The sequence below is a fragment of the Pseudohalocynthiibacter aestuariivivens genome, assembly GCF_018457175.1.
In the GTDB taxonomy this organism is placed as follows: domain Bacteria; phylum Pseudomonadota; class Alphaproteobacteria; order Rhodobacterales; family Rhodobacteraceae; genus Pseudohalocynthiibacter; species Pseudohalocynthiibacter aestuariivivens.
This window is the reverse complement of the sequence record NZ_JAGFNU010000003.1, coordinates 83,024-108,753: the sequence shown is the minus strand read 5'-3', so window position 1 is coordinate 108,753 and position 25,730 is coordinate 83,024. Positions and strand designations below refer to the sequence as shown.

At 53.8% G+C, this 25,730-nt stretch carries 27 protein-coding genes; 16 read left to right on the top strand and 11 right to left on the bottom strand.

Annotation, left to right across the window (positions count from 1 at the left end):
* Positions 1-17 precede the first annotated feature (17 nt).
* Together J4E70_RS06350 and J4E70_RS06345 are read right to left on the bottom strand one after the other, a co-directional pair.
* Positions 18-998: a zinc transporter ZntB gene (locus tag J4E70_RS06350; protein ID WP_213888256.1), complete on the bottom strand. Its 981-nt coding sequence runs from the start codon at positions 996-998 to the stop codon at positions 18-20.
* Complete coding sequence (locus tag J4E70_RS06345) at positions 998-2,245, bottom strand: cation:proton antiporter (RefSeq protein WP_213888255.1); 1,248 nt, start codon at positions 2,243-2,245, stop codon at positions 998-1,000. Before J4E70_RS06345 ends, J4E70_RS06350 begins: the two co-directional genes overlap by 1 nt.
* A gap of 112 nt (positions 2,246-2,357) precedes the next feature.
* Between J4E70_RS06345 and J4E70_RS06340 the strand changes: the two genes are divergently transcribed.
* On the top strand, positions 2,358-3,257 hold the full coding sequence (locus tag J4E70_RS06340; RefSeq protein ID WP_213888254.1) for a DMT family transporter: 900 nt from the start codon (positions 2,358-2,360) through the stop codon (positions 3,255-3,257).
* On the opposite strand, the gene J4E70_RS06335 is transcribed toward J4E70_RS06340, so the two are convergent.
* Positions 3,226-3,936, bottom strand: a complete 711-nt coding sequence (locus J4E70_RS06335; RefSeq protein WP_213888253.1) for an endonuclease/exonuclease/phosphatase family protein — start codon at positions 3,934-3,936, stop codon at positions 3,226-3,228. The two genes, J4E70_RS06340 and J4E70_RS06335, sit on opposite strands and share 32 nt — an antisense overlap.
* Positions 3,937-3,976: 40 nt before the next feature.
* Between J4E70_RS06335 and J4E70_RS06330 the strand changes: the two genes are divergently transcribed.
* Positions 3,977-4,636 (top strand): DUF2238 domain-containing protein, encoded by a 660-nt coding sequence (locus J4E70_RS06330; RefSeq protein WP_213888252.1) that lies wholly within the window; start codon positions 3,977-3,979, stop codon positions 4,634-4,636.
* On the opposite strand, the gene J4E70_RS06325 is transcribed toward J4E70_RS06330, so the two are convergent.
* The gene (locus J4E70_RS06325; RefSeq protein WP_213888251.1) at positions 4,633-6,072 is read right to left on the bottom strand and encodes a protein adenylyltransferase SelO; all 1,440 of its coding nucleotides are present in this window, start codon (positions 6,070-6,072) and stop codon (positions 4,633-4,635) included. The genes J4E70_RS06330 and J4E70_RS06325 overlap by 4 nt on opposite strands.
* 252 nt (positions 6,073-6,324) lie before the next feature.
* Between J4E70_RS06325 and J4E70_RS06320 the strand changes: the two genes are divergently transcribed.
* From J4E70_RS06320 to J4E70_RS06285, 8 genes are all read left to right on the top strand, one after another.
* Positions 6,325-7,551, top strand: coding sequence for a hypothetical protein (locus J4E70_RS06320; protein ID WP_213888250.1), 1,227 nt, complete (start codon positions 6,325-6,327; stop codon positions 7,549-7,551).
* Positions 7,548-8,384, top strand: a complete 837-nt coding sequence (locus tag J4E70_RS06315) for an RnfABCDGE type electron transport complex subunit D (protein ID WP_213888249.1) — start codon at positions 7,548-7,550, stop codon at positions 8,382-8,384. Before J4E70_RS06320 ends, J4E70_RS06315 begins: the two co-directional genes overlap by 4 nt.
* Positions 8,377-9,189, top strand: a complete 813-nt coding sequence (locus tag J4E70_RS06310) for a Na(+)-translocating NADH-quinone reductase subunit C (protein WP_213888248.1) — start codon at positions 8,377-8,379, stop codon at positions 9,187-9,189. The genes J4E70_RS06315 and J4E70_RS06310 overlap by 8 nt, the downstream gene beginning before the upstream one ends.
* Positions 9,186-9,845, top strand: coding sequence for an NADH:ubiquinone reductase (Na(+)-transporting) subunit D (locus J4E70_RS06305; RefSeq protein ID WP_213888247.1), 660 nt, complete (start codon positions 9,186-9,188; stop codon positions 9,843-9,845). The genes J4E70_RS06310 and J4E70_RS06305 overlap by 4 nt, the downstream gene beginning before the upstream one ends.
* Positions 9,842-10,444, top strand: coding sequence for an NADH:ubiquinone reductase (Na(+)-transporting) subunit E (gene nqrE / locus J4E70_RS06300; protein WP_213888246.1), 603 nt, complete (start codon positions 9,842-9,844; stop codon positions 10,442-10,444). Before J4E70_RS06305 ends, nqrE begins: the two co-directional genes overlap by 4 nt.
* Positions 10,441-11,661, top strand: a complete 1,221-nt coding sequence (nqrF, locus tag J4E70_RS06295; protein ID WP_213888245.1) for an NADH:ubiquinone reductase (Na(+)-transporting) subunit F — start codon at positions 10,441-10,443, stop codon at positions 11,659-11,661. The genes nqrE and nqrF overlap by 4 nt, the downstream gene beginning before the upstream one ends.
* A 3-nt stretch (positions 11,662-11,664) precedes the next feature.
* On the top strand, positions 11,665-12,636 hold the full coding sequence (locus tag J4E70_RS06290) for an FAD:protein FMN transferase (RefSeq protein ID WP_213888244.1): 972 nt from the start codon (positions 11,665-11,667) through the stop codon (positions 12,634-12,636).
* A 180-nt stretch (positions 12,637-12,816) separates the two neighbouring features.
* Positions 12,817-13,239, top strand: a complete 423-nt coding sequence (locus J4E70_RS06285; protein ID WP_213888243.1) for a CBS domain-containing protein — start codon at positions 12,817-12,819, stop codon at positions 13,237-13,239.
* Between the two features lie 6 nt (positions 13,240-13,245).
* Here the strand turns inward: J4E70_RS06285 and J4E70_RS06280 are convergent, their stop codons facing one another.
* From J4E70_RS06280 to mazG, 4 genes are all read right to left on the bottom strand, one after another.
* Positions 13,246-13,692: a GNAT family N-acetyltransferase gene (locus J4E70_RS06280; protein WP_213888242.1), complete on the bottom strand. Its 447-nt coding sequence runs from the start codon at positions 13,690-13,692 to the stop codon at positions 13,246-13,248.
* The gene (locus tag J4E70_RS06275; RefSeq protein WP_213888241.1) at positions 13,689-14,636 is read right to left on the bottom strand and encodes a nucleoside hydrolase; all 948 of its coding nucleotides are present in this window, start codon (positions 14,634-14,636) and stop codon (positions 13,689-13,691) included. The genes J4E70_RS06280 and J4E70_RS06275 overlap by 4 nt, the downstream gene beginning before the upstream one ends.
* A 134-nt stretch (positions 14,637-14,770) precedes the next feature.
* The gene (locus J4E70_RS06270; RefSeq protein WP_213888240.1) at positions 14,771-15,790 is read right to left on the bottom strand and encodes a Fe(3+) ABC transporter substrate-binding protein; all 1,020 of its coding nucleotides are present in this window, start codon (positions 15,788-15,790) and stop codon (positions 14,771-14,773) included.
* 73 nt (positions 15,791-15,863) lie between these two features.
* Positions 15,864-16,691, bottom strand: a complete 828-nt coding sequence (gene mazG / locus J4E70_RS06265; RefSeq protein ID WP_213888239.1) for a nucleoside triphosphate pyrophosphohydrolase — start codon at positions 16,689-16,691, stop codon at positions 15,864-15,866.
* A gap of 65 nt (positions 16,692-16,756) precedes the next feature.
* Here mazG and J4E70_RS06260 point away from each other — a divergent pair, with 65 nt between their 5' ends.
* The 6 genes from J4E70_RS06260 to J4E70_RS06235 all read left to right on the top strand — a co-directional run bounded on the left by J4E70_RS06260 (position 16,757) and on the right by J4E70_RS06235 (position 22,584).
* The gene (locus J4E70_RS06260; protein ID WP_213888238.1) at positions 16,757-17,926 is read left to right on the top strand and encodes a M20 aminoacylase family protein; all 1,170 of its coding nucleotides are present in this window, start codon (positions 16,757-16,759) and stop codon (positions 17,924-17,926) included.
* Positions 17,927-17,996: 70 nt separating this feature from the next.
* Entirely contained in the window at positions 17,997-18,449 is a 453-nt protein-coding gene (locus tag J4E70_RS06255) for a DUF1499 domain-containing protein (protein ID WP_213888237.1), read from the top strand.
* 312 nt (positions 18,450-18,761) lie between these two features.
* Complete coding sequence (prfA, locus tag J4E70_RS06250) at positions 18,762-19,817, top strand: peptide chain release factor 1 (protein WP_213888455.1); 1,056 nt, start codon at positions 18,762-18,764, stop codon at positions 19,815-19,817.
* Position 19,818: 1 nt separating this feature from the next.
* Complete coding sequence (gene prmC, locus J4E70_RS06245) at positions 19,819-20,685, top strand: peptide chain release factor N(5)-glutamine methyltransferase (RefSeq protein WP_213888236.1); 867 nt, start codon at positions 19,819-19,821, stop codon at positions 20,683-20,685.
* Positions 20,686-20,929: 244 nt separating this feature from the next.
* Positions 20,930-21,619, top strand: a complete 690-nt coding sequence (locus J4E70_RS06240; protein ID WP_213888235.1) for a DUF4167 domain-containing protein — start codon at positions 20,930-20,932, stop codon at positions 21,617-21,619.
* A gap of 239 nt (positions 21,620-21,858) precedes the next feature.
* Positions 21,859-22,584, top strand: coding sequence for a hypothetical protein (locus tag J4E70_RS06235; RefSeq protein ID WP_213888234.1), 726 nt, complete (start codon positions 21,859-21,861; stop codon positions 22,582-22,584).
* A gap of 119 nt (positions 22,585-22,703) precedes the next feature.
* Here J4E70_RS06235 and rsmA read toward each other — a convergent pair whose 3' ends face one another.
* From rsmA to J4E70_RS06220, 3 genes are read right to left on the bottom strand one after another with little or no spacing between them, the layout of a single operon-like run.
* Positions 22,704-23,540: a 16S rRNA (adenine(1518)-N(6)/adenine(1519)-N(6))-dimethyltransferase RsmA gene (gene rsmA / locus J4E70_RS06230; protein ID WP_213888233.1), complete on the bottom strand. Its 837-nt coding sequence runs from the start codon at positions 23,538-23,540 to the stop codon at positions 22,704-22,706.
* Entirely contained in the window at positions 23,537-24,508 is a 972-nt protein-coding gene (pdxA, locus tag J4E70_RS06225) for a 4-hydroxythreonine-4-phosphate dehydrogenase PdxA (RefSeq protein WP_213888232.1), read from the bottom strand. The genes rsmA and pdxA overlap by 4 nt, the downstream gene beginning before the upstream one ends.
* Positions 24,505-25,725 carry a peptidylprolyl isomerase gene (locus J4E70_RS06220; protein ID WP_213888231.1) on the bottom strand — a complete coding sequence of 407 codons (1,221 nt, stop codon included), beginning with the start codon at positions 25,723-25,725 and terminating at the stop codon, positions 24,505-24,507. Before J4E70_RS06220 ends, pdxA begins: the two co-directional genes overlap by 4 nt.
* Positions 25,726-25,730: the final 5 nt, after the last annotated feature.

The following is a 25,730-nucleotide window of genomic DNA, read 5'->3' as shown; positions in this document are numbered from 1 at the left end:
GCGTGTTGCAGATTCAGCTAGAACCATTTTAGCTGTTTCAGAACGGCGTAAACCAGAATTCCAAGAACCAATGTTCCGCCGGTCAATGCCGCGAAAGCGTAGGGCCAATCAATGCCCGGCATCCCGGCGACATTTACGCCAAACAACCCGGTTAGAAAGCCAAGTGGCAGAAAGATCGCCGCAACAATAGAAAGAACATGGCTGTTCCTTGCCTGAAGCGACGCATGCTGAGTTGCTAGGTGGTCCTGCAAAACCGTGAGCCGATCACGAATTGAATCCAGTTCCTCTACACTTCGCGTCACACGGTTCGCGGTTTCACGCAGTCGCAGGCGGGCTGCTTTGTTGAAAATACCAGTCTCGGTTTCGACCATCGCCCACATCGCTTCGCGCTGAGGTCCTATATAGCGGCGGAATTTTATGACGCTTTTTCGAAGTTGCGCTAAGGTCGGTGAGTCATTTTGCGTACTGTCTTCGGCCTCGTCCTCCAATTGGTCAGTGGCATCGCCGAGTTCGACAGTTGTCTTTTCAATTCGGGCGGTTATGGCCTCGGTAAGTTGGTTCAAAAACCCGGAAACGGTACCCGGGGCCGCGCCAGTTTCAGCGGCTTGTCGAAGATCATCAACGGCGAAAACTTTTCGGATGCGTGCGCTGATGATCAGGTTTTTGCTGACCCAAAGGCGAAGCGAAACCATGTCATCTGCATCTTGGCCGGGGTTCGCGTTTACGACACGCAGGTTAAGTATTATTCCGTCTTCATGGATGTCACATCTTGGACGTGTTTCAGATTGCAGAAGTGCGGCACCGGCAATCGGGCTGACATGCGTTCCGACCCAGTTTTTAAGGTTAGGATCATTCAGGTCAAAATGCAGCCAGCGATACGCCGCCTGTTCGCTTGCGGTGGGCAGGGTGTCAGGGGCAGGGATCGCCCGACCGTCAGGCATGACATCAAATGCACATATCGGGGTGATGTCTTTTGCAAAGTGCGTTTCATCCGCCATCAAACCAACTCCGGCTCACGTCCTAATTTGCTTGCGACACGTGCGACGGTAAGCCCCTGAACGATGATAGAGAACAGGACAATGACATAGGTTGCCGTCAGGATAAGGGGTTTCCATTCACTGTCAGGCAGGCTGAGCGCAAGGGCGACCGAAATGCCGCCTTTCAACCCGCCCCACGTCATGATCGGAATGACGCCGCGTGAAAAATTGCGGAATGGTTTGAGCAGGAACACGGGAACAGCAACCGCAGCAAGCCGTGCAAACAGTGCCAGCAGAACTGCCAAACCACCTGCAAGAAGAGCGTCCGACGTGAAAGCAACCGCAAAAACTTCAAATCCGATCATAAGGAAAAGCACGGCATTCAGGATTTCATCGATCAGTTTCCAGAACGCCTCAACATAGCCGCGGGTTTCTTCGGTCATTCCATGTTTCATACCGACGTCACCAATGAACAGGCCAGCAACCACTGCCATGATTGGTGCAGAAACATGCAACCACACAGCCAGCTGGTAGCCCCCGAAAGCAAGGCCCAGCGTAATCAGAACTTCCAGTGAATAGTCGTCGATCCGGCGCATGACCCGAAACACAAGCCAGCCCAGAACAGCCCCGAGCACAGCACCACCCAGGGCTTCCTGCAGGAAAAGTTTAACTGCCCAGACAGCGCCTGACCCATGTGCGTCATCACCTGGAAAGGCAAGCCCGACAAGTACAAGAAAGACCACATAGCCAACGCCATCGTTGAACAACGACTCTCCGGCGATTTTGGTTTCCAGCGTTTTCGCAAGGTTCGCTTCGCGCAGCACACCCAAAACCGCAACGGGATCAGTCGGCGAGACAAGCGCGCCAAAAACCAATGCAATAAGCAGCGGCATGCCTGTTATCCAGCTAAACCCAAACCCCACAATGGCGGTCGACAGGCCAACACCAATTGTGGCCATCAGAAAAACGACCTTCCACTGTTCGCGCAAATCAGACAGCCGGACATGTAGTGCACCCGCAAAAAGCAGCAGGCCAAGCATGCCTTCTAGAAGTGCGTCGGAAAAGTCGATGCCTTTCACCACTTCACGAACTTGGTCCGCCATTTGCAGCGACGGGACAATCAAATCAGCCAACATCACTCCAAAAGAGGCGAAAAGCGCCACGATAAGAATGCCGATCGAGCTCGGAAGTTTTAAAAACAAATAGTTAATCGTGCCGAACGCGCCGGCCATAACTATCAAAAGGGAGGTGATCTGTAGCAGGCTCATTGTGTGTCTCTTTCTTTGACCCTCTCCTAGCACGGACCACGCGACGCGGGAACTGCTTGACACAATGATTTCGCGGGGATTGTGTGGCGCAGGCAAGGTTTCGGGGTAATTCATGGATCGCAAAGACAAAATTGATGCTTTTGGTGTCATTGCCCTTACGGGATTCGCACTTTTGTCGGGCTTTAATCAGGTCATTATCAAGCTGGTAAACGGTGGCCTGCAACCCGTATTTTTTGCCGGGGTACGTTCGCTTGGCGCGCTGTTTTGCGTTTGGCTCTGGATGAGGTTCAGGGGCAAGTCGTTTGATTTTTCACGCCGTATCTTTGTTGCAGGGCTCTTTGTCGGGCTGATTTTCACAGCAGAGTTTTTCTGCCTTTTTCTTGCTCTCGATTATTCGTCGGTCAGCCGGACCACCATTCTTTATTACTCCATGCCGATATGGCTTAGTCTGGCGGCGCATTTTTTTCTGCCGGGGGACCGAATGAACCGAAAGAAGGCACTGGGTGTTGCATTGGCATTTACCGGTGTCGCTATCGCGATTCTTGACCGGGGCGATCAGGGTGGGCAGGCGAGCCTGATTGGCGATGTCTTTGCCGTTCTGGCGGCCATCGGCTGGGCCGGAATTGCGCTTTGCGTGCGCGTGACGCCGATTTCAGAAACCAGCCCCGAGATGCAGCTTTTCTATCAGGTCGCGGTCTCGGGCATAATATTGACTTTGCTTGCGCCGTTCTTTGGCCCGCTCGTGCGGGATTTGATGCCGATTCACCTGGTCGGGCTTTTGTTTCAAACTGTGGTGGTGGTGACCATTGGCTTCGTGTCGTGGTTTTGGCTGATGACGATCTACCCGGCGTCAGGTGTTGCGTCTTTTTCTTTCCTGTCGCCGATCTTTGGCGTGTTTTTCGGCTGGGCGATTTTGGACGAAGAGATTGGACTCGCAACGATTGGCGCGATTCTACTGGTCGCGATCGGTATTTTTCTGATCAATCGGCCGAGGCGTGTGCGCGGAGTGTGACATCCGCCCAGACGGGTAGATGGTCAGATGCAATGCGCGATTGCAGTGTTTCAACGACGCCAGCATCACGCAATTCCACCAGAGGATTTAGTGCGATCCGGTCAAGTGCAGCGATAGGGCGGGCCGCATGAAAGCTGCGCCCCGGTGAATGGACCTCAAAGTGACCTTCCAAGGGCTCCATGCCGCTGGATTTTGACCATTCGTTGAAATCTCCGAGCAGTATGGTTGGCATATCCTTCCGGACCGCCAGGTTTTCCTGCAGCTCTGTCAACTGACGGCGGCGGTGGCGACGCGCCAACCCAAGGTGGGTGCCGATAATTCTGAACATGCCGCTTGCGCCCGCAATCTCTGCCAATACAGCACCACGTGGCTCAAGCCCGGGCAGTTTAATCCGGCTAAAGCTTTCAAGGCTGAATTCCTTACGCAGCAGTATCGCGTTTCCGTGCCAGCCAAGCGAAACATCATTTTGCGAAAGTTCGACGACTGTGTAATCCGTTTCTTGCGCAACAATTGCGTGCGGTAAAGCGGCTGGTCGAACCCCAAGCCGTTTGTCTGCCTCTTGCAGCACAATGACGTCTGCCTCAATCTTGTTGATAACATTAGCTATGCGCAACGGACGGCGTTTTCGGTCTAGGCCGATGCATTTGCGAATGTTGTAACTGGCGACACGAAGCTTCATACCTTAAACATAAGTACGAATTGGCAATTTGGTAGGGAAGATGCGTGTCTTTGATGGTGGTGGTTTAAAAGGGCAGTCCTATGTCGTTTACGTCATTTGGGCGGCTTTGCTGCTTTCGTTTGCGATTTCTCTGTTCAATGCAAACTGGTCCCTTAGCTTTCTGGCAATCGCAACACTGCTTATGTCAATGGTGCCCGCTTTGTTTGCCCGCTGGTTTAAAATTCACCTTCCGGTTTCATTTTTTGCGGCCATTGTTGTGTTCATCTTTGGCACGATCTTTCTGGGTGAGGCTTACGATTTTTATGAACGATACTGGTGGTGGGATATCGCTTTGCACGGCGGGTCTGCTGTTGGGTTTGGACTGATCGGATTTGTCTTTGTTTTTATGTTGTTCGAGGGCGACCGTTACGCCGCGCCACCGTGGGCCATCGCTTTTTTCGGATTCTGTTTTGCTGTCATGATCGGCATGGTGTGGGAGATTTTTGAATTCTCAATGGATCAGATATTTGGTCTGAACATGCAAAAATCGGGCCTTACCGATACTATGTGGGATCTGATTGTCGATATGGCTGGTGCGCTTTTTGGCGCAAGCGCGGGCGTGGCCTATCTCAAAGGGCGCTCGCGTCTTGGATTGCCAAGCATGATAAAGGAATTTATCAGCAAGAACCGACGTTTCTTTTCAAAATCAGACGAAAATTAGGTACCGCAAAAGGTTTGCAGAACCTCTTCTTCTGGCTGTGGCGGCCGGGTCAGGTCCGCTTCTTTCTGTTGCTCGGAATAGGGGTTGGACAATACCCGATTGAGCCGTTCAAAGGGGGCAAAGTCACCTGCAACACCTGCTTGTATTGCCTCTTCAATCCGGTGATTGCGGGGTATGACGGCAGGATTTGTTCTTTCCATCAGTGTAGCCTGTTCTTCTTCGGTGCTGCCGTCGCGCACGCGCCGCGCGGCCCATGCAGGTGCCCACTGATCAAAGGCTGCGGGGTTAGAAAACTGATCACGGGCCTTAGCGGTACCAAGTGCGCGGAAACAATTGGAAAAATCGGCGTCCCCTGCGGTCATGCGTGCCAGCAAATCGCCAATGAGCGCTGCATCACCTTCCTCGGCACTTCGCAACCCGATCTTGGCACGAAACAAGTTTAGCCATTCGGATTGAAATAAATCAGCAAAGCGATGTACAGCTTCAGTGGCCTTTTCAATGGCCACATCTTTGTCGCCCCCCATTAGTGGTAAAAGGCTTGTGGCAAGCTGCGCAAGGTTCCAGACGGCAATGTCTGGCTGGTTTTGATAGGCGTATCGGCCGCGCTGGTCGATTGAACTGAAAACTGTCTCCGGATGATATCGGTCCATGAACGCACATGGCCCATAGTCGATCGTTTCCCCGGCGATGTGGCAATTGTCGGTGTTCAACACACCATGTATAAATCCGACACTCATCCACTGCGCGATCAGCTTTGCCTGACGTACGATTGCTGCCTGCAGCAAGCCAAGTGCGCCTTCCGCTTCGGGATAGTGGCGGGCAATTGCGTAATCGGTCAGCACTTGCAAGGCTTCGGTATTTTGACGTGCCGCAAAATATTGGAATGTACCAACTCGGATATGGCTGGATGCAACACGCGTGAGCACAGCGCCGGGCAGGGCAGATTCGCGCTGCACCTTCTGTCCGGTAGATACAGCAGCAAGTGCACGGGTCGTTGGGATACCCATAGCATGCATGGCTTCGGAAACGATATATTCCCGCAACACCGGGCCAAGCCATGCGCGCCCATCGCCATTACGGCTGAAGGGGGTGGGGCCAGAGCCCTTTAGCTGGATATCGCGGCGTATGCCGTTCTGATCAATAACCTCACCCAGCAGAACTGCACGGCCGTCACCAAGCTGAGGAACAAAATTTCCAAACTGATGGCCCGCGTAGGCCTGGGCAATCGGTTCTGACCCGGCTGCCAGCGCGTTACCCGCCAACACGGCAATCCCTTCCAAAGATCCGAGCATGTCGGGATCGATGCCAAGTTCCAGCGCCAACCGCTGGTTTACTGCAATCAGGTCAGGCGCAATAACGGGCATTGGTCGCTGATGCGCAAAAAAACTGTCAGGCAGCCGTGCGTAGCTATTGTCAAAAGGGATCGTAATGGGCATTGCGCGTTTCTCCTGACCCAGAGATAGGCGAATATGCGGCTGGTTTACAGGTGTGCGGTCTAAGATCGCGTGAAATTCCTTTCCTCAGGCGTCTTGTCGACCGCGATATCGAATTTTACCGGCTTTCGGACAATTGATTCAGATCATCACAGTGTGATTGCCTTTCAACTAATCATTGGAAATGGTTGGAAAGCTGTTTTGCAGGCTCCTCTCGGTGTTTTAGTGCGCTGCGACGCGATCAAGAGGCATAAGATGAAATTTACCATCCGGGGTGGTCTGGACTTACGTATCAAAGGAAACCCCAAGCAAAGTATTGAGGACGGCGCTGAAATATCGTCGGTTGCTTTGAGCGGCGGCGACTTGCGGGGCATACGGCCTAAGTTGCTGGTTCAGCCGGAACAAAGAGTCGCCATCGGCCAACCCTTGTTTTGCGACCGGAATGATCCGGAGGTGATGTTCACCTCTCCTGTAGCGGGAGTTGTTTCGCACATTGACCGAAGCCGTCGGAGCCGATTTGAAAAGATCGAGATACAGTGTGACGGAAAAAAAACTGTCACATTCGACACATCCGGCGATGTTCGTGAGGTTTTGCTCAAATCTGGCCTATGGACGACACTCACGACGCGCCCGTTCGGCAATGTTCCAAACTCAAGCGCGGCGGCAGAGGCAATTTTGGTGACTGCCATAGATACAAACCCCTTGGCGGCGGACCCAACGGTGATTGTTCAATCTGCCCAAGCGGAATTCGCGCTTGGATTGGAAAAACTGGCGTCGCTGGTGGATGGACCGGTGATCATCTGTCAGGCTGCAGGGTCGCCGATCATTGAGACTGAACGTAAAAACATTCGTATTGCCGAGTTTCGGGGCAAGCACCCTGCGGGACTTCCGGGCGTGCATCTTGAGCGGCTCAGGCTTGGCGGACAGCGGGTGTGGCAGATCGGTTATCAGGACGTCATTGCTATCGGCCACCTGTTTCAGAATGGGCAACTGTCGCCTGACCAGATTGTCGCCCTTGCCGGCCCGATGGCGCGCAATCCCCGGCTCTTGCGAACGCGGCGATGCGCCAACCTGCAGGACATGTTGGTCGGAGAAGCCCTGGATGGTGAATTGATTGTTTTTTCCGGGTCAGTCTTGTCAGGCAGGCCCGCGAGCTTTTTAGGCCACCGGCATGTTCAGGTTTGCCTGATGCCTGCCAATTCCCGGGATCAACAGAGCCCGTACTCTCAGCACGGAAACCGGAACATGCCAATGCCCGTGCTTCCGAACGAGACCTTCGAAGGCACGTTGCCTCGGAGTATCCTGCCTGTCCCGCTGATGCGCGCCCTAAGTGTTGGCGATTGGGAAACAGCGCATCGTCTAGGTGTGAAAGATCTGTTGGAAGAGGACGTGGCACTTTTGTCCACTCTGTGTACCAGTGGCGCGGATTATGGCGCACTGCTGCGCCGCGCGCTCGTCGATCTAGAGGGGCTGCCGCAATGAACCTCTATCGGCCCTTTTCGGTGTCTTCAGGCAGTAACGCGCCTTACATGCGTGGCTTCTGGTCTTACGAGCGCGCAACCTGGGCAACGCTGTTTTGCCTGATCCCGCCATTGGTTGCCACACTTTGGGAAAACGGCGGCGCACTTTTTCCGGCTTTGGTACTTTCGGTGATCACGGTGGTGGGTTGGCAAGCTCTTTTTGTTGCTCGGCGGAAGATTCCCCAGCGCAGGGGTGTGCTTGTCAGCGCCGTGATATTCGTGGTTATCGCTGGTGGCGACGCGCCACTTTTTCCGGCGGTTCTGGGATTGTCCTTTGGAATCATCTTAGGTGAGCTGGTGTTCGGAGGCAGGGGGTTCAGTTTTCTAAATCCGGTCGTGGTCGCCCTGGCGTTTATTATCTTTGCATACCCGACGATCACCTTCTCGAGCCCCGCAGACTGGTTAACTTATGCCAGCATTCCTGGCGCGGTTTTCCTGATAGTCTCGCGGCTGGTGTCGTGGCGCATGCTTGCGGGCTTTGTCGTGTCGCTGATTGCCACCAGTTCCCTTTTCGGGGCCGTGATTGACCTTGGCAGCCTCACTCAAGGGTATTTTCTTTTCATTGTGATTTTTCTGGCATGCGATCCAGCAACTTCAGCCTGTACCAACAGTGGGCGATGGGCAAACGGTATACTGTCCGGTTTTCTGGTCTGTGTTTTCACAGGGTCGGGCGGTGCGGCCAATGAGGTCCAGCCGCTGATCATGGCAATTTTCCTGGGAAGCATCTTTGCCCCCTTGATCGACAGAATTGTGGTCGAAATCAACGTTTTTATGCGGAGTCGTCGGAATGGCTGATTTCAACCCAATCCGCCTCTGGAAACGCTTTCTCGCACTCCCAAATGACGATCTTGGCAAGACCTTGGTGTTCGCGTTCCTGATAACATTCGTGGCCTCGGTCATTGTGTCAGTCGCTGCTGTTACACTGACGCCATTTTACCAGCAGAATCTTGATCGCGAACGGCAGGCGCGTATGGAAGAGATGGTCGCGTCCCTGTCCGTCATGTCCGATATACTGAGCGAGCTTAAGATAGACGATTTTGATGTTCGGATTGTTGATCTATCCAGCGGCACCTTTGCGAAAGATATTGATCCGACAAGTTACAACCAGCGCGAAGCTGCGCGCGATCCGAACCAAAGTCTCTCATTGCCACGCGACTCTGATACTGCCGGTATCAGACAGCGGGCGAATTTCGCCCCGGTCTATATTCTTCGTCGGGATCAGGCCTTGGAATTGATCGTCTTTCCGGTGCGCGGCGTTGGCTATCAGTCGATGCTCTATGCATTTCTTGCACTCGAAGCAGATGCGAACACGATCGCAGGACTGTCGTTCTATGAACAGGGCGAAACACCCGGTGTCGGGGCGCGTATCACGGAGCCTGACTGGCAGGCCCTTTGGCCCGGCAAGACACTGGCTGATGAGAACGGGGATATTCGAATTTCCGTTGTACGTGGCAGCGGGCAAGGCCGCTTTGAGGTTGACGGTATTTCAGGAGCGACACGAACCGGTAACGGGGTTTCCAATATGCTGCACTTTTGGTTGGGAGACTTTGGTTTCGGACCATTCCTAAAGCGCATTCAAGCCGGGGAGATCAGATTATGAAGCAGGCATATGCGCATCTCACCGACCCCCTGATAAAAGCCAACCCCATCACGCTGCACATTCTTGGGATATGCTCTGCACTTGCGGTTACAACGTCGGTTTCTACTGCGCTTACGATGTCTGCAGCACTGACGGTCGTGCTTGTGCTCTCTAGCGCGATGATCAGCGCCATTCGTCACCACATGCCAACGGCAATTCGGTTGATTGTCCAGATCACCATTATTGCGTCGCTGGTGATTGTGATGGACCTTTTTCTAAAGGCCTTTGCCTTTGAGATGAGCAAACGTCTTTCGATCTTTGTTGGGCTGATCGTGACCAATTGCCTGGTCCTTGGCCGGGCCGAAGCATTTGCCCGGAGAAACCCGGTGTGGCCAAGCGTACTTGACGCGCTGGGGAACGGGCTGGGGTACAGCATCATTCTTTTGACAGTCGGGACCATCCGGGAATTGTTTGGGGTCGGCACGCTGCTGGGGTATGAAATTCTGCCGTTGGTGGAAAATGGTGGCTGGTTCCGGCCCATGCACGTGATGTTACTGGCCCCGAGCGCATTCTTCATTGTCGGCTTTCTTGTCTGGGTCATTCGGAGCTTGAGGCCCGAGCAGGCCGAAACTCCCGAATTCCGAATTCTTAGTCATGATGAAACGGCGCAATCATGAGCGATCTTTTCCTGTCATCAATCTTTGAACAGAATCTGGCGCTGTCCTTCTTTCTGGGTATCTGCACTTTTTTGGCAGTGTCGCAGAAATTTGAAACCGCATTTGGCCTTGGTATCGCTATGATAGTGGTTCAGGCGATTTCGGTGCCTTTGAACCATCTGATTTATCAGGGGCTTTTGGTCGAAGGGGCCTGGGCATGGGCAGGACTGCCCGAGATTGATCTTAGCTTTCTGAAGCTTCTCAGCTTCATCGCTGTGATTGCCGCCATGGTCCAGATTCTGGAAATGCTGCTCAATCGCTTTGTTCCGGCTCTTTACTATGCCTTGGGGATTTATCTTCCGTTGGTGACAGTGAACTGCGCGATCCTTGGCGGAAGCCTGTTTATGGTCGAGCGTCAGTATTCCTTTGGCGAAAGCGTCGTGTATGGCTTTGGCAGCGGAATTGGTTGGGCGCTCGCTATCGTGACCTTTGCTGCGATCCGCGAACGGTTAAAATACAGTGACATCCCAGCCGGCCTGCAGGGGCTGGGCATGGCATTCGTCGTAACCGGGCTGATGTCACTTGGGTTTTCGGCCTTTGCCGCTGGGGGTGCGCCATGAACAGCATTCTGGCGGGCATAGCCCTGTTCACCCTGATCGTTATGGTATTGGTTCTGAGCATTCTGACAGTCAAAGCAATGCTTTCAAGAAAGGTCGCGGTAACAGTTACTGTAAATGAGGATAAAAAATTCACGGCTCAAACCGGGCAAAAACTGCTCGAGGTTCTGAACGATGCTAGTGTTCTGGTTCCGTCCGCCTGTGCGGGTGCCGGCACCTGCGGCCTCTGCCGTGTAGCGGTCCCTGTTGGCGGTGGTCAGGTTTTGCCAACAGAGCGTGCGAAACTCGGCAGAGCCGAAATGCGGAACCATGTTCGGCTTGCCTGTCAGGTTGTTGTCCGAGAAGACATGGAGGTGCGTGTTCCCAACGATCTGCTTGGAACCGAATCCTGGGAATGCAGTGTTGCGTCCGTCCGCATGATGACGCCGTTCATTCGCGAGATCGTTCTGGACCTTCCGTCTGGTGCGACTCCCAATTTGCGCGCGGGTTCGTTTGTTCAGGTGACCGCGCCCCCTTATGATATTCGGTTTGCCGATTTTGATATTTCGGAAACGTTCGAAGAGATCTGGTCGGGCTCTGCCCTCAGAGGGTTAGTTTCGCGCAACAAGACGGCTGTTTCACGCGCCTATTCTATTGCGAACAGACCAGGCGATAAGGGCAAGATCGTTTTGAATGTGCGCCTGGCGCTGCCGCCGCCGTCCGTTGAAAACGCACCACCGGGTGTTGTTTCATCATACCTGTTCAACTTGCGGAAAGGCGAAAGTCTAAAGGTCGCTGGTCCTTATGGCAGTTTTGGTGCCAGAGATACCGGCAGAGAGATGATCTTTATCGGTGGCGGTGTAGGTATGGCGCCATTGCGTGCAATTTTGTTCGATCAACTCGAAAGGGTTGGCACCAGTCGCAAAATATCGTTCTGGTACGGAGCACGCAGCCGGATCGAGCTTTTCTACGAAAACGAGCTCAATGAGTTGCAGGAAAAACATAACAATTTCAAATGGACAGCCGCCCTGTCTGACGCAAAACCCAGCGACGAATGGGATGGGCCGATTGGGTTCATTCATGACGTGGCGTATGAACGCTATCTCAAAGACCACGAAGCCCCGGAAGAGTGCGAGTATTATCTCTGTGGCCCGCCGCTGATGATCCGGGCTGTCATGTCCATGCTCGGAGAGATTGGCGTGGAACCCGACAGCATCTTCAATGACGATTTTGGAGGCTAGAGAATGACGGTTAATCGCAGAACGTTAATGATGATGACTGGTGGTGCATTCTTAAGCTCTGCTTTGCCAGGCTTTGCGGGCCGCACGCAGACAATCGGTGGCTCTGCCTTCGGAAGTTGGTGGCGGGCCAGTCTGCCACCAGGCACAGATACCCGGGATGTACGGGCTGCGATTATGGAAGTTGTTGATGTAGCTGGCGCATCGATGTCGCCTTACATAGCCTCGTCAGAATTGAGCCGCCTGAATCAGTCAACCGACGGGCAACGGATTCCGCTTTCCGAACCTACACATCATGTGATTGCTGAAAGTCTTCGCATTGCACGCCTGACAGATGGTGCTTTTGATCCCACTGTCGGCCCGCTGGTTCGGCGATACGGATTCGGCCCAATTAATGGTGCTGTTGTAGCTAATTACAGATCCATAGCTCTTGAAGGGCAGGGGCTTCGCAAGATCCTGCCCGATGCAACTATTGACCTGTGTGGTATCGCCAAAGGCTATGCGATCGACCGGATGGCACAGGCGGTTGAAGTGCTGGGCATTCGGTCATTTCTTCTGGAAGTGGGTGGCGAAGTGCTGGCGCGTGGCCACCATCCGGATGGGCGTAGCTGGCATGTCGGGATCGAGACGCCAGACAGCAAGGTGCCTTCACTTCGGTGCCTGGTCAGACTGAATGGAATGGCGCTCGCCACATCGGGTAATGCGATCAACGGTGGTTCCGAAACGAATATAGCTTTCAGTCATATTATCGACACGCACACAGCGCGCCCTGTCGCGAACAACGTCGGCTCTGTTTCGGTCATTGCAGAGTCCGGTTTGCAAGCGGATGCGCTGGCAACAGCGTTGGTTGTAATGGGGGCGGAACGCGGCCTTGAACTGGCCGAAAGAATGAATTTGCCAGTCCTTTTCCAACTGCGAGAAGGCACGAAGATTGTAGAAGCTATGTCTGAGCGTTTCGCCCGGTATATGGTTCTGTAGGAGCACAGGAATGTCTGTTTTTGTTTTGGTATTTGTTATCGTAGCGTTTTCGATCGCTGTGTTTTCCATTGGGCTTCTCTTCGGTCGCCAACCAGTGCAGCGGACCTGTGGAACGGCAGGCTGCACAAAATCCATCAAATGCGCAGGATGCACACGAACAGCCACGTCGGAGGAGCGCACATGACAAAGGTTCCACTGATTAGAGACTACATGGCTACTAACCTGATTACCTTTACACCTGATACCGAGATCACCCGAGCTATGAATGTTTTGATAGACGCTAAGATTTCGGGCGCACCCGTCGTTGATCAGGCAGGCAATCTGGTTGGCATCCTATCAAAGAAGGACTGCCTTAAAGCTGCATTGAATGCTGCTTACTATCAGGATTGGGGAGGAACGGTTGCCGACTATATGAGCACGCAACCTGAAACGCTGGACTCTGGCCTAGATCTTGTAAAGGCGGCTGAAGCCTTTTTGAAGAGCCAGTACAGAAGATTTCCGGTTCTTAGCGATGGCAGGCTTGTCGGGCAGGTGAGCCGCTATGATATTCTAAAAGGTCTGAGCGAGCAGTGGGGCGCTGTCGAAGTCAACCGTGCTTTCTAGTTGCATTTACAGGGTGCGCGTCATAAGGAAATATTTTGAGCGCGCCTCAAACCCGGCTTTCTTGTAGAATTTCGTTGCCCCGGTGTTCTCGTGATCAACTTCCATATGCAAGGCTTTGACACCCATTTCCCGTAGCATTGGGACGACAGTCGACATGGTCTGGCCACCCATGCCCCGGCCACGCACGCTTTCGCGGATATAAAACTCGTCAACAAAGGCATCGCGACCGCCCAGTTCGATGGAAAAACCGAAGCTGATCGCAATATAACCAACAGGTGCACGGCGCGGGCCAATCAGCCAGATCGCCGCCTGAACTTCGCCCGAAAACAACACTTCAAGGGCTGCGCGCCGCTCTGCTTCGGTTGTCTGAATGTTTTCAAAGGCATGGTAGCGCTCTACGAGCGGTAAAAGCTTGTCCATGTCACTCGGCTCTGCGAGGTGCAGCATGCTCATAGTCGGGCCAGCCTTTCTGTCAGCAGGGCAAAAAACGCGTCTGTGTCTATCTCTTTGATAAAAGTTGCATTCGCAGGTCGGTTCGTAACCCGCCACCAGTCTGCAACCGTCATTCCCATTGTCAGGGGGGACGAGGTTTCTATCTCGACGTTGATATGACGGCCAGAGAAGATTTCTGGCCTGATCAGATAGGCGGTGACGCAGGGGTCATGCAACGGCGCACCTATGCTGCCGTATTTTTCTTTGTCATATCGCTCGAAGAACTCTGTCATTTCGGCAACCGCAATACCGACCTTGTTGCCAATCGCGCGAAACGCGTTGTTACGCTCGGGTGTGACCAGTGCCTTATGCGTCACGTCAAGCGGCATCACTACAATAGGTACACCGGCGCGAAACACGATATCGGCGGCCTCTGGGTCAACGTAAATGTTGAATTCGGCAGTGGGGGTAATATTCCCAACCTCGAAATAGGCACCACCCATCAAGACGATTTCGCAAACCTTTTCAATAGTATCCGGCGCGTTCTTAAATGCTGTCGCGATGTTGGTCAGCGGGCCAAGGGGGCAAAGTGTAATGCTGCCAGCAGGTTCTGATCTCAGAGTTTCTATAATGAAATCGACCGCATGTTGATCTTGAAGCGGCATGATTGGGTCGGGCAAAACTGGCCCGTCCAGACCGGTTTTCCCATGAACATGTTCAGCGGTCACCAAGGAACGTTTGAGCGGTGAATCGCACCCCGCAAACACGCGTGTTAGTGGCATGCCCGCCAGTTCACACACGATACGAGCGTTCTTTTCAGTAAGCGTAAGCGGCACATTCCCGGCAACGGCTGTAATGCCAAGCACTTCAATTTCATCGGGACTTGCAAGCGCCAGCAGAATTGCAACCGCGTCATCCTGACCAGGGTCCGTATCGATGATGATCTTGCGTTTCGTCTGGGACATGCCTGCGCCTTGGTGTTCGAGCGGTGACACTGACGATTCACTTTCTGATTGTCCAGCGGATAGCATGAAAGAGAACCCCCACCGGCGGAAACCGGCAGGGCAAATTTTTACATTGTGGTGAAAAGGATGCGGGCTTAGTTGCCAGCGTCAAAATCCACCTCTTCGGTCAGCCTTAGCGCGTCACCGCGAAGACGGGCGAGAACCATAAGATTCACGTCGTCGGCTGTGAAATCGCCCCAGCTTTTCACCAGCGCGTCTGGCTCGGTTCCCTCTGCGATTGGATATTCAAAGTTTTCCGCTGCATAGATTTCCTGTGCTTCCGGCGACGTCAGGAATTCCATCAGTTTCAGTGCTTCGTCATGGTTTGGCGCGGATGCGGTCATTGCAACACCGGAAACGTTTACATGGGTGCCGCTGTTTTCGAAGGTTGGAAAGACGATGCGCACGCTGTCAGCCCAGGCACGCTGCTCTTCGTCGTTCAGCATCTTGCCCATATAGTAGGTGTTGCCGATGGCAATATCGCATTCACCTGCCCAAATGGCCTTTACCTGCGCCCTGTCGTTGCCTTGTGGTGCGCGGGCAAGGTTTGCTTTGACACCTTCAAGCCACGCGCGTGCGCCTTCTTCACCGTGGTGATGCATGAAAGCCGCGGTCAGGGCGACGTTATAGGCGCTGGTGCCCGACCGCGTGCAGATACGGCCCTGCCATTTCGGATCCGTCAGGTCTTCGTATGTTGTAACCTCGCCATCAGCGACCCGGTCGCGTGAGGCATAGACGATACGCGCGCGTGTCGTCAGCCCATACCAGTTACCATCCGGGTCGCGGTATTGCGCTGGCACATTCTGGTTCAGAAGGTCCGAGGTGACAGGTTGTGTTAGCCCGGCTTCAACGATTGAATTGAGGCGCGAAATATCGACGGTGAAAACCAGGTCAGCAGGTGACCGTTTTCCTTCGGCCTGCAGGCGTTCCACCATACCTTTTTCAAGATGGACGATATTAACGGCGATACCTGTTTCTTCGGTAAACGCATTCGTCAGCGGCTGAATAAGCTCTGGCTGACGATACGAATAAATATTCACTTCTTGTGCGATTGCGGGGGTCGCCAGCGCCAGACAAGCAGTAGCAAAAAAGGTGGGGCGGAATATGGTAAACATGTAACTTTCCATCGTTGGTTTTGACGCGATATAAAGCCGACTAAATAACTCAGGTCAATACCTGATTAAAATACTATGGTAATTTTTTCATATCCAGCTTTGCTTCATCCCACAGCGCATCCATTTCTTCCAAATTTGACTGCGCGGGTGTTTTTCCCATCCGGGCCAATTTCGCCTCAACCCGCTCAAACCGGTGGGTGAACTTTGCATTGGCTGCACGCAGGGCAACCTCTGGGTCAATTTTCAGGTGACGCGCAAGATTGGCCATAACAAACAGAAGATCGCCAAATTCCTCCTCAATCTCGGTCTGCGACAGGGTTTCCCGCGCCTCGGTCAGTTCACCTGCTTCTTCAACTATCTTATCAAGCACCTGATCCGTTGACGGCCAGTCAAAGCCAACGCGGGCTGCGCGTTTTTGCAACTTAACGGCCCGCATCAGGGCGGGAAGCCCGGTTGCGACACCATCTAGGGTGCCTTTTTCGGCCTTTTTCGCTCGCTCTTCGGCCTTCAACTTTTCCCAGTCATGGGTTTGTTGTTCCGCAGATTTTTCGCGGCTTTCCGTTCCGAAAACATGCGGGTGCCGTGCTACCATTTTGTCTGAAATGGTTTTTGTGACGCTGTCAAAACTGAACAGGCCGGCTTCTTCACCCATTTGTGTATGATAAACGGTCTGAAGCAGCAGATCACCAAGCTCTCCTTCAAGCTCTGCCCAGTCCTGACGCTCTATCGCATCTGAAACTTCGTAAGCTTCTTCAATGGTATAGGGTGCGATAGACGTGAAATCCTGCTCAACATCCCAGGGGCACCCGGTATCCGGGTCCCGCAGGCGGCGCATGATTTCCAATAGCCGCGGAAGGCCCCCGTCTGGGTCGTTCACAAGCGCGTCGCTGTCTTTGGTCATTGCATCTTCCCGGGGTTTGAGAAAGGCTCTGTGCAATTATTCAGATGACACCAGAGGAGTCCACCATGCCTGTCGTCAATCGTATTGCTGACTACGCCGAAGACATGAAAACATGGCGGCGGCATCTGCATATGCACCCTGAACTTCAGTTTGATTGCCACGAAACAGCTGCCTTCGTAGTCGAGAGATTGAAGGAATTTGGGGTCGATGAAATCCACGAAGGAATTGCAACATCCGGCGTTGTCGCAATTATCAACGGACAGGGTGATGGTGACACCATAGGCCTGCGGGCAGATATGGACGCGCTGCCAATGCAGGAAACAACGGGGCTCGACTATAGCTCTACCGTTGACGGAAAGATGCATGCATGCGGCCACGATGGGCATACCACCATGTTGCTGGGGGCCGCACGGTATCTGGCGGAAACGCGCCGGTTTTCCGGACGGGTCGCGCTGATCTTTCAACCCGCTGAAGAGGGCGGCGGCGGCGCTGGCGTCATGGTCGAAGAGGGGATGCTTGAGCGTTTTGGCATTAATCAGGTCTACGCGCTTCACAATGTGCCGGGTGTGCCTGTCGGGCAGTTTTACACGACGCCGGGTCCGATCATGGCTGCGGTTGATACCTTTGAAATATTTATCAAGGGCGACGGAGGCCATGGTGCCTATCCGCAGGATACGAAAGATCCGATTGTCGCGGCTGTTGGCATGGTCAGCGCCATCCAGACAATCGTAAGTCGCAATCATTACGCATTGCAGGATCTGGTGGTTTCCGTCACGCAAATTCATACCGGTACCGCAGACAATATCATACCGGAGGACGCTTACATCTGCGGTACGGTCCGCACGTTTGAAAAAGATGTTCAGGACATGGTCGAAGATCGTCTTAAAGAGATCGTCGCAGGACAGGCAGCGGCATATAATGTTGAGGCCCGGCTGGATTATATTCGCGGCTATCCCGCAACCGTCAACAACGCAGAAAAAGCAGCGTTCGCTGCGGACGTCGCCCGGGAAATAGCAGGTGAAGCTGGCGTAAACCCAGACGCCCCCCGCGAAATGGGGGCAGAAGATTTTGCCTATATGCTTGAAAAACGCCCGGGTGCCTATCTGTTCTTAGGGCAGGGCGATGCGGCAGGCCTGCACCACCCTGCGTATAACTTCAATGACGAGGCATCCCCGCACGGCGCAAGCTTTTTCGCGCGATTGGTTGAAAAAGCCCAGCCTCTGGTAGAGGCCTGAAATATCGGATTGCGACCTGCTCAAAGGTCAATCGAACCGGTCAGTATGACAGTCACGCTGGGGCAGTGATTTGACAGTTTTTGTAAAAATATTTCTGGGTCTTCTCATATTGGTACTGGCCTATTTACGGCTTGCGCCGGGTTCGGCTGAAGACTGGCACACTCTGTCAGGCTCAAATTACCCGTTGCCATGCGGGCAAAACTGGAATGTTGAGCGTGGTTCGGTAACGTATCAAGCTGACTGGGTGGGTTTGACGCCCACAGAAACACTTTCAAAGATTGAAAGCGTTGTTTTAGACACGGCGCGAACGCATCGCTTCGCTGGCTCGATACAATCGGGGCAAGTCACCTACATAACCCGGTCAGCAGTTTTTGGTTTTCCAGACTACACGACAATATATGCCGAGCCCACTGAGGATGGGAGCCGAGTTGTTATTTTTGGCAGGCTGCGCTTCGGACGGTCAGATTTGGGAGTGAATGCCGCCCGTGTCGAGGGCTGGGTCAAAGCTCTGGAGCGGCTTTGAAAGGCTGGACGAAATGCAGGATTGCCCTGTTTCACGCCACATCGGGTTGTTGAGTGACATTTCGCAGCGCGCCATAAACGCCCGCCCGCCAACGACAAGGCAAATTTCTTCGCCCAACTCTACCCGAGAGCCCGTCTTGTCTGTACAGTAGCAGTCTATCGTTTTGCCGCCCATCGAGACATCCGCGAACGCTGGGCCTGTCAAAATTGATCCTGTAAGGACCGTTAATAAAAGAGTCGTACGTATCATGTGTGCAAAGTTAGCATAATTGCACCTCTTGACCAAGTCACGCTGATGAGAGATTGGGAAGACATGGTTCCCTTAGAAAAACTGATTCAGATCACCGAACGCTTTGAATTCCTTGAGGCCAAAATGGCGCAGGGTGCTTCTGGTGATGAAATTGTGACGCTTTCCCGCGAATATTCCGATTTGAAGCCGGTGGTCGAGCAGATAACGGATTACCGGTCATTGCTCGACGATGTCGAGGCGGTAGAATCAATGCTGTCTGATCCGGAAATGAAAGAACTGGCAGAAGAAGAGCTGGAAGAGCTTAAGGTAAAGCTTCCGAAAATTGAAAAAGCGCTTCAGCTAAGCCTGCTTCCCAAAGACGCAGCAGACGCGCGCCCGGCGATGATTGAAATTCGGCCCGGCACCGGGGGCGAGGAAGCCGCGCTTTTTGCGGGGGACTTGCTGCGCATGTATCAGCGTTACGCCGAAAACCAGGGCTGGCGGTTCGACATTCTTGAACAAAGCGAAACAGAACTCGGCGGGATCAAGGATGTTGTCGCCCATGTTCAGGGAGCTGGCGTTTTTGCCAAGCTTAAGTACGAAAGCGGTGTGCATAGGGTGCAAAGGGTGCCGGAAACGGAATCAGGTGGCCGGATCCACACGTCTGCAGCGACGGTCGCTGTTTTGCCAGAGGCGGAAGACGTTGATATTCACGTCGATGCAAACGATATCCGAATTGATACCATGCGCGCCTCAGGTGCGGGTGGGCAGCATGTGAATACAACGGACTCCGCAGTTCGGATCACCCATATCCCAAGCGGGATTGTTGTCACCAGTTCCGAAAAATCCCAGCACCGCAACCGCGAGATCGCGATGCAGGTTCTTAAAACGCGGCTTTACGATCTCGAGCGGCAAAAACTGCACGATGAACGGTCTGCAAGCCGCAAAAGCCAGGTTGGTTCCGGGGACCGGTCCGAGCGCATCCGGACCTATAACTTTCCACAAGGCCGAATGACCGATCACCGCATCAATCTGACGCTCTACAAGCTGGAACAGGTCATGCAGGGCGATCTGACTGAAGTGATCGAAGCGCTGACATCGGATGATCAGGCGACAATGCTTGCGGAAATGGAGACCTGAGATGGCGGCGTCAGAGTCTGATTCTGCGGATTCGGGCGGAGCTTTCACTCTTCTTTTACGCCGCGCGACAACAACACTAACAATCGCGGGTGTTCCTGATCCGCAACGTGACGCCCGACGCCTGCTTGCGTTTGTGCTTGGCGTTTCGGTTGACCGTTTGGTGCTGGCAATGGACGGGCACCCTTCCAACGAAGTGGCTGGTAAATTTCTGGAAGTTATAGAGCGCCGGATTGCGCGCCAGCCTGTCTCGCAAATTGTGGGGGAGCGAGAGTTCTATGGCCGGGCCTTTCGGGTAACATCCGATGTGCTTGATCCAAGACCAGATACCGAAACGCTGATCGATTGTGCATTGGAGCGGCCATTTCAGCGGGTTCTCGATCTGGGAACCGGTAGCGGATGTATTTTGCTTACCTTGCTGGCCGAAAAAACGGGCACTTCTGGTGTTGGAGTCGATATCTCCGAGGCAGCCCTTGATGTTGCACGCGGCAATGCAGAATCGCTTGGTCTGGAAGATGTTTCAGAGTTTCGGCAATCTGATTGGTTCTCCAATGTTTCAGGAACCTATGATCTTATAGTGTCTAATCCGCCTTACATTACCGAGGATGAAATGGACGCACTGGAGCCCGAGGTGCGCGAGTGGGAGCCGTTCGAGGCGTTGTCGCCGGGTGGAGATGGTCTTTCTGCGTATCGTGTTATCGCAAGGGAGGCTGCTGGGTTTCTGAAGCAAGGGGGGCGGTTAATCGTCGAGATTGGCTTTGAACAGGCATTGCCCGTTAGTGCCATTTTTGAAAAGGCGGGATTCCGTGATATAGTGGTTAGAAGGGATTTGAATGGCCATGATCGTGTGGTCAGCTGCCGTGTTATATGAAAATAGTGTAAAACTGGCGCGCAGGGTGGCAAAAAAGCACGCAAAATGCATCTGAACGTTAGATTCTGCTTGTCATGTCCCTTGGCTCGTGTTTACTCAGTCATGTACGAGGCGGCGGATGCATAGCGCGGTCCCCCTTGTCAGTAAGCCAGAACATCGCCCGAACCCGGTTGGTTAGCCCCACGCATAATGCGCGGTAGAGGTAACAGCGAATGCCACACCAAGGCTGGATACGAAGTAAATTATGAGATCAACAAAACAACGTACGCGGGGCAAACCGAACCGCAATCGCAATACTGGAAACAACCTGAACCGAGTCTTTGACAGTTCGGGTCCAGAGGGCAAAGTCCGCGGCACTCCGCAGCAGATTATTGACAAATATCAACAGCTCACGCGTGATGCGCAGCTGAGTAATGACAGGGTTGCGGCTGAAAGTTTTCAGCAACACGCAGAGCATTATACCCGTCTGCTTGGCGAAGCACAGCGCGAGGCGGAAGCCAGACGGCTGGAGCAGGAAGCGCAGCGCGAGCAGCAGAACAGCCAGCGCGAAGCGGAGCGTGCAGAACGCAACGAATCCGTGCAGGCACAAACATCTGATGCCCGCCCTCCACAGCCTTCAGAAGGCCAAGGAGACAACCAGCCGAGGGAGCGTAGACAGCCCCGACGTCAGGAGCGCAGGGTTGACCCCGCAGAGGCGCCGCAGCCTGACATGATGCCGCCTATCCCGATGATGCAAACACCCGCTGAGAGTGATTTGGTCGAAACACCAGAGTCCGCGTCCGCGTCAGAGCCCAAGCCAAAACTCAAACGGCCACGTAAACCACGCGTGCCAAAGGCAGAAAAGCCAAAGGCTGATGCAGCACCGGAGGCTGTGAAAGAAGAACCATCCGGGGGCATGCCAGATACACCCGAAGCGCCCGAAGCTGCTGAGTAATCAAAAGTCAAAGACCCATACGCGGAAGTGTATGGGTTTTCTTACGGCCTGTAAGTCAATCGTGTTGGCCCGGTTTGAGCTTCTAGCGATCAAAGTTTAGCCGTTCTTGTTCTGTATGGCATGGTATTGACGCTTGTCGTTGAACAGCAAAATTCACGTCTCAGTCGTGTTGTTGCCCTGATGATGCCACACCAAGCCCTGATCCTGAACCGAAACAGCTACGGTTGAGGTACTAAAGCGTGATCGCATTTCTTAAGAGCGCCGGGATCATCCTTGGAATATTCATTGGCACGACAATTCTGGCAGTGGCGTCACCCCAGATCGCGTTTTACGTCGCTATTGCATTTCTCATCCTACCAGGAATCGCTTTGCTAAAGCCAATACCGAAGCTGTGGCTTGGCAATCGCGGAGTCAATTTTGCACTGATTTTGTTTGTCGGCATTCCCGTGACGATCGGCGCGCATGGGATCGTCACGGATCAGCGAGAGGCACAGTTTGCTGAACTAAAGGTCACAGACCAGACCGCCTATCTTGCTGCGCTTGAAGACTTTGATCAGGATCGCTGGCTTTCTGAATTGAAGGTAATCGATCCAGAGCGTCATGTGGTTGAAGTCGCCCGGATCGCGGAAGAAGAGGCCCAGAAACAACAAGAAGCTAGAGCCAAAGCCCAAGCAGAGGCAGCGGCAACGCGCGCAGAGGAATGCGGCAACAAGAACGAAATCACGGCCTATGTTATGAGCCAAGAATTCGTTAAGCGCCAGCTCCGCGCCCCTTCGACGGCAGAGTTCCCATGGGCCACTGAAATTAGCACGCGCGCGCTGGGCGACTGCAGGTATCAAATTGTTGCCTACGTCGATGCGCAGAACGCGTTCGGTGCAATGCTTCGGACACGGTACACCGCGACGATGCTGCTGCACCCAGTAGAGGAAAGCTGGTCTGCACTGGAAGTTAACGTTTCAGAATAGGTGGCCGACAAATCGTTTTCTGTCTGCAACGGATTTCCCGCAGAGCATTCTCTGTTTTCAACTCATGTCGGTTTTGTGCCCACAGCAGATCAACTGGAACTGCTGAGATGACTCAATCTTTAAGTGAAAGTACGGGCCAGAGCGCAGAACCCTTCGATCGAGATTTGCTCTGCCCGATCGGTCGGCTTAATCCCAACCGAAACCATCCGGTCTTCCATATCAGGGGCAATGGATTTCAGCGACGCGCGCAGCATTTTGCGCCGCTGGTTAAACCCGGCCGCAACAATCCGATTGAGGATTTTCTCGTCCGCTGGAAAAAGCGGCTCTTCACGGCGTTTCAGATGAACCACCGCAGAATGAACTTTTGGCGGAGGGGTAAAGGCTTCGGGCGGTAGCGACATGACAATCCGCGCCTCAGTGCGCCATTGCGCAAGAATGCCAAGCCGACCGTAGGCCTTGCTGCCGGGTTGCGCCGTAATCCGCTGGGCGACCTCTTTCTGAAACATCAGGGTCAGGCTTTCCCAGAAGGGTGGCCAACTGGCAGGCGTAAGCCAACGGATCAAAAGTTCTGTCCCGACGTTGTATGGCAGGTTTGAAACAACACGGATTGGTGGCGTGAGATGCGCGCGTATGTCAATGTCCAGCGCATCCGCATTGATAACCTCAAGTCGGCCCGGGTAAGCGTCGGCAATTTCTGCCAGTGCTGCCATGCACCGAGGGTCTTTTTCAACGGCAAGAACGCGCCGTGCCCCTTCCGCGAGCAGCCCCCGGGTCAGGCCACCCGGACCGGGGCCAACTTCCAGAACGTCGCACCCCGCAAGATCTCCGGCTTGTCGCGCGATCTTGGCCGTAAGGTTGAGGTCGAGCAGGAAGTTCTGTCCCAGAGATTTTTTCGCTACAAGGCCGTGGGTGTTGATCACTTCGCGAAGCGAAGGAAGAGAGTCTATCTTGCTCATTCTCTGGTCTTGGCCATTTTGTCCGCAAGCTTCAAAGCCTCGATCAGACTGTCGGGTTTGGCAATGCCTTTACCCGCAATGTCAAAGGCTGTTCCGTGGTCGGGCGAGGTGCGCACAAAAGGCAATCCCAGCGTCACATTCACGCCTCTGTCGAAATCAAGCGTCTTGATCGGGATCAGCGCCTGATCATGGTACATGCACACAGCTACATCATAACTGCTTCGCGCTCTGGCATGAAACATCGTATCTGCGGGCAGGGGGCCTATGATGCGCATCCCTTGAGCACGCAGTGTTTCGAGCACCGGGGCGATAAGGTCGCTGTCCTCTGTCCCCATGGTGCCGCCTTCGCCTGCGTGAGGGTTGAGGCCAGCAACGGCGATACGAGGGGCATCAATGCCAAAATCACGTATCAAACCGGCATGTGTAATCTTCAGCGTTTCTGTAAGAAGCTCGGCCGTCAGCGCCTTTGGCACTTCCAATAATGCGATGTGAATAGTGACTGGGACGACTTTAAGGTCTGGTCCTGCCAACATCATCACCACACGGTCAACCCCGGTCAGCGCGGCGAGGTATTCTGTGTGCCCCGGATAGGCAAATTCCGCACCATCTTTCAGCGCTTTCTTGTGAATAGGGTTGGTGCAGAGCGCCGAAGCTGCACCGGATGTGACCAGTTCGACACCTCGTGCGATCACGTCTATCACGCCTTTTGCGTTTTCAGGTGCAGGAACGCCGGGTGTTGCTGGTGCGGCGAACCGGTGAACCAGTATAGGTAGCGTATCCGCTGAAGCCAAAACTGCATCTTTCGGGGTCGCGATTTCTGTGATCGGGGTCCCTGGTGGCAGATGCGCCGGGTCCCCGATAAGAAAGAATGGCAGTGTTTCCTTAAGTTCAGACCACGCCAGCACTGCAAGCTCCGGACCGATACCCGCCGGCTCCCCACAGCTTAGCGCAATTGGTAGTGTCGTCATGGGTATGAGATGAAAGCTTCGGCCCGCAAATCCGCCAGCAAGCCATCCGCATAAGAGCTGAATCGCTGGTTTGTCAGGCGCGCACGTATATCTTCCCTCGAAACGTCGACGGTTTGTTCGGTAACGCGTCCACAAAGCATCAGGAGCATCAATGTTTGCCCGTTAGAGCGGGTCAAGGCAGTTGAAACTTCGTTATCATCCAGCTTTGCAAGTTCCAGCGCTATATCCTGTGGAACTTCTGCAACTGGTAGTGTTTCGCGTTGAAGGCGTTCTTCTGGCTGGCCTTTGGCAATTCCGTAAAGATCATCACAGGTGTCGATCTGGTTTCGGATGTTTGTTGCCTGACTCTGGGCTTTTTCGGTTTGCCCTCCGGCTATGAAATAGGTGGCATACTCAACCGATATCGCCTGCTCATCGGGTGTGTCGGTTTCTTCGATAGCGCGGAGCTGAAAAAGCGCAATCGCGTTTGGAATTTCAATCGGGTCCGTCACTTCGCCCGGGCTAAGCGTGAGAATCTGTGCGCGAATTGGCGCGGGAAGGTTGCCAATTGGCATCCAGTCGATCCGGCCACCACGTCCGCGCGAGGCTGAGGCAGAGCTTGACTGCGCGGCAGAGGAAAACGCACCAAGCGATGTCATCTGGCTTATTTGTTCCGCACGGCGTCTGGCCGATGCTTCTTGTCCGGGAGGGGCCGGCAAGATGATTTCGGAAAGCAATACGCGAACGCCGCTTTGATTTGACGACAAGGCAATCGCGCGGTCAATTTCTGATTCAGTGATGTTCACGCGTTGTGTGAATCGTTCCCTGATAACACTTCGCCAGGCCAGACCGGCGATCACAAAGTCACGGAACGTCTGCATTTCAATACCGTTGCCTGCAAGGAGCTGGCCAAATTGCTCAACCGTCAAATCTGCGCGGGAAACAAACTCTTCCATTCCTGCTTCGATGTCTTCTTCTGGAACGGATATCCCTAGCTGGCCAGCTGTCTGAAGCCTTAGACGGTCATCAATCAGCCCGTTCAAGGCTTCTTCTTCGAGGTTACCTGGCTGTCTCAGAAGCTGAAGCAGCTTGACCCGCTGCTCGACTTCAAAGTTTGTTACGACCTTGTCATTGACCACAACAGCGGGCGCGAATTTACTTTGCGCCGATACTGGCAAGCTGAGCATCAAAATCGAGACACAGGCCAAAATCAGACGCGTCGGTTTAAAGCTTCTCATGTTCG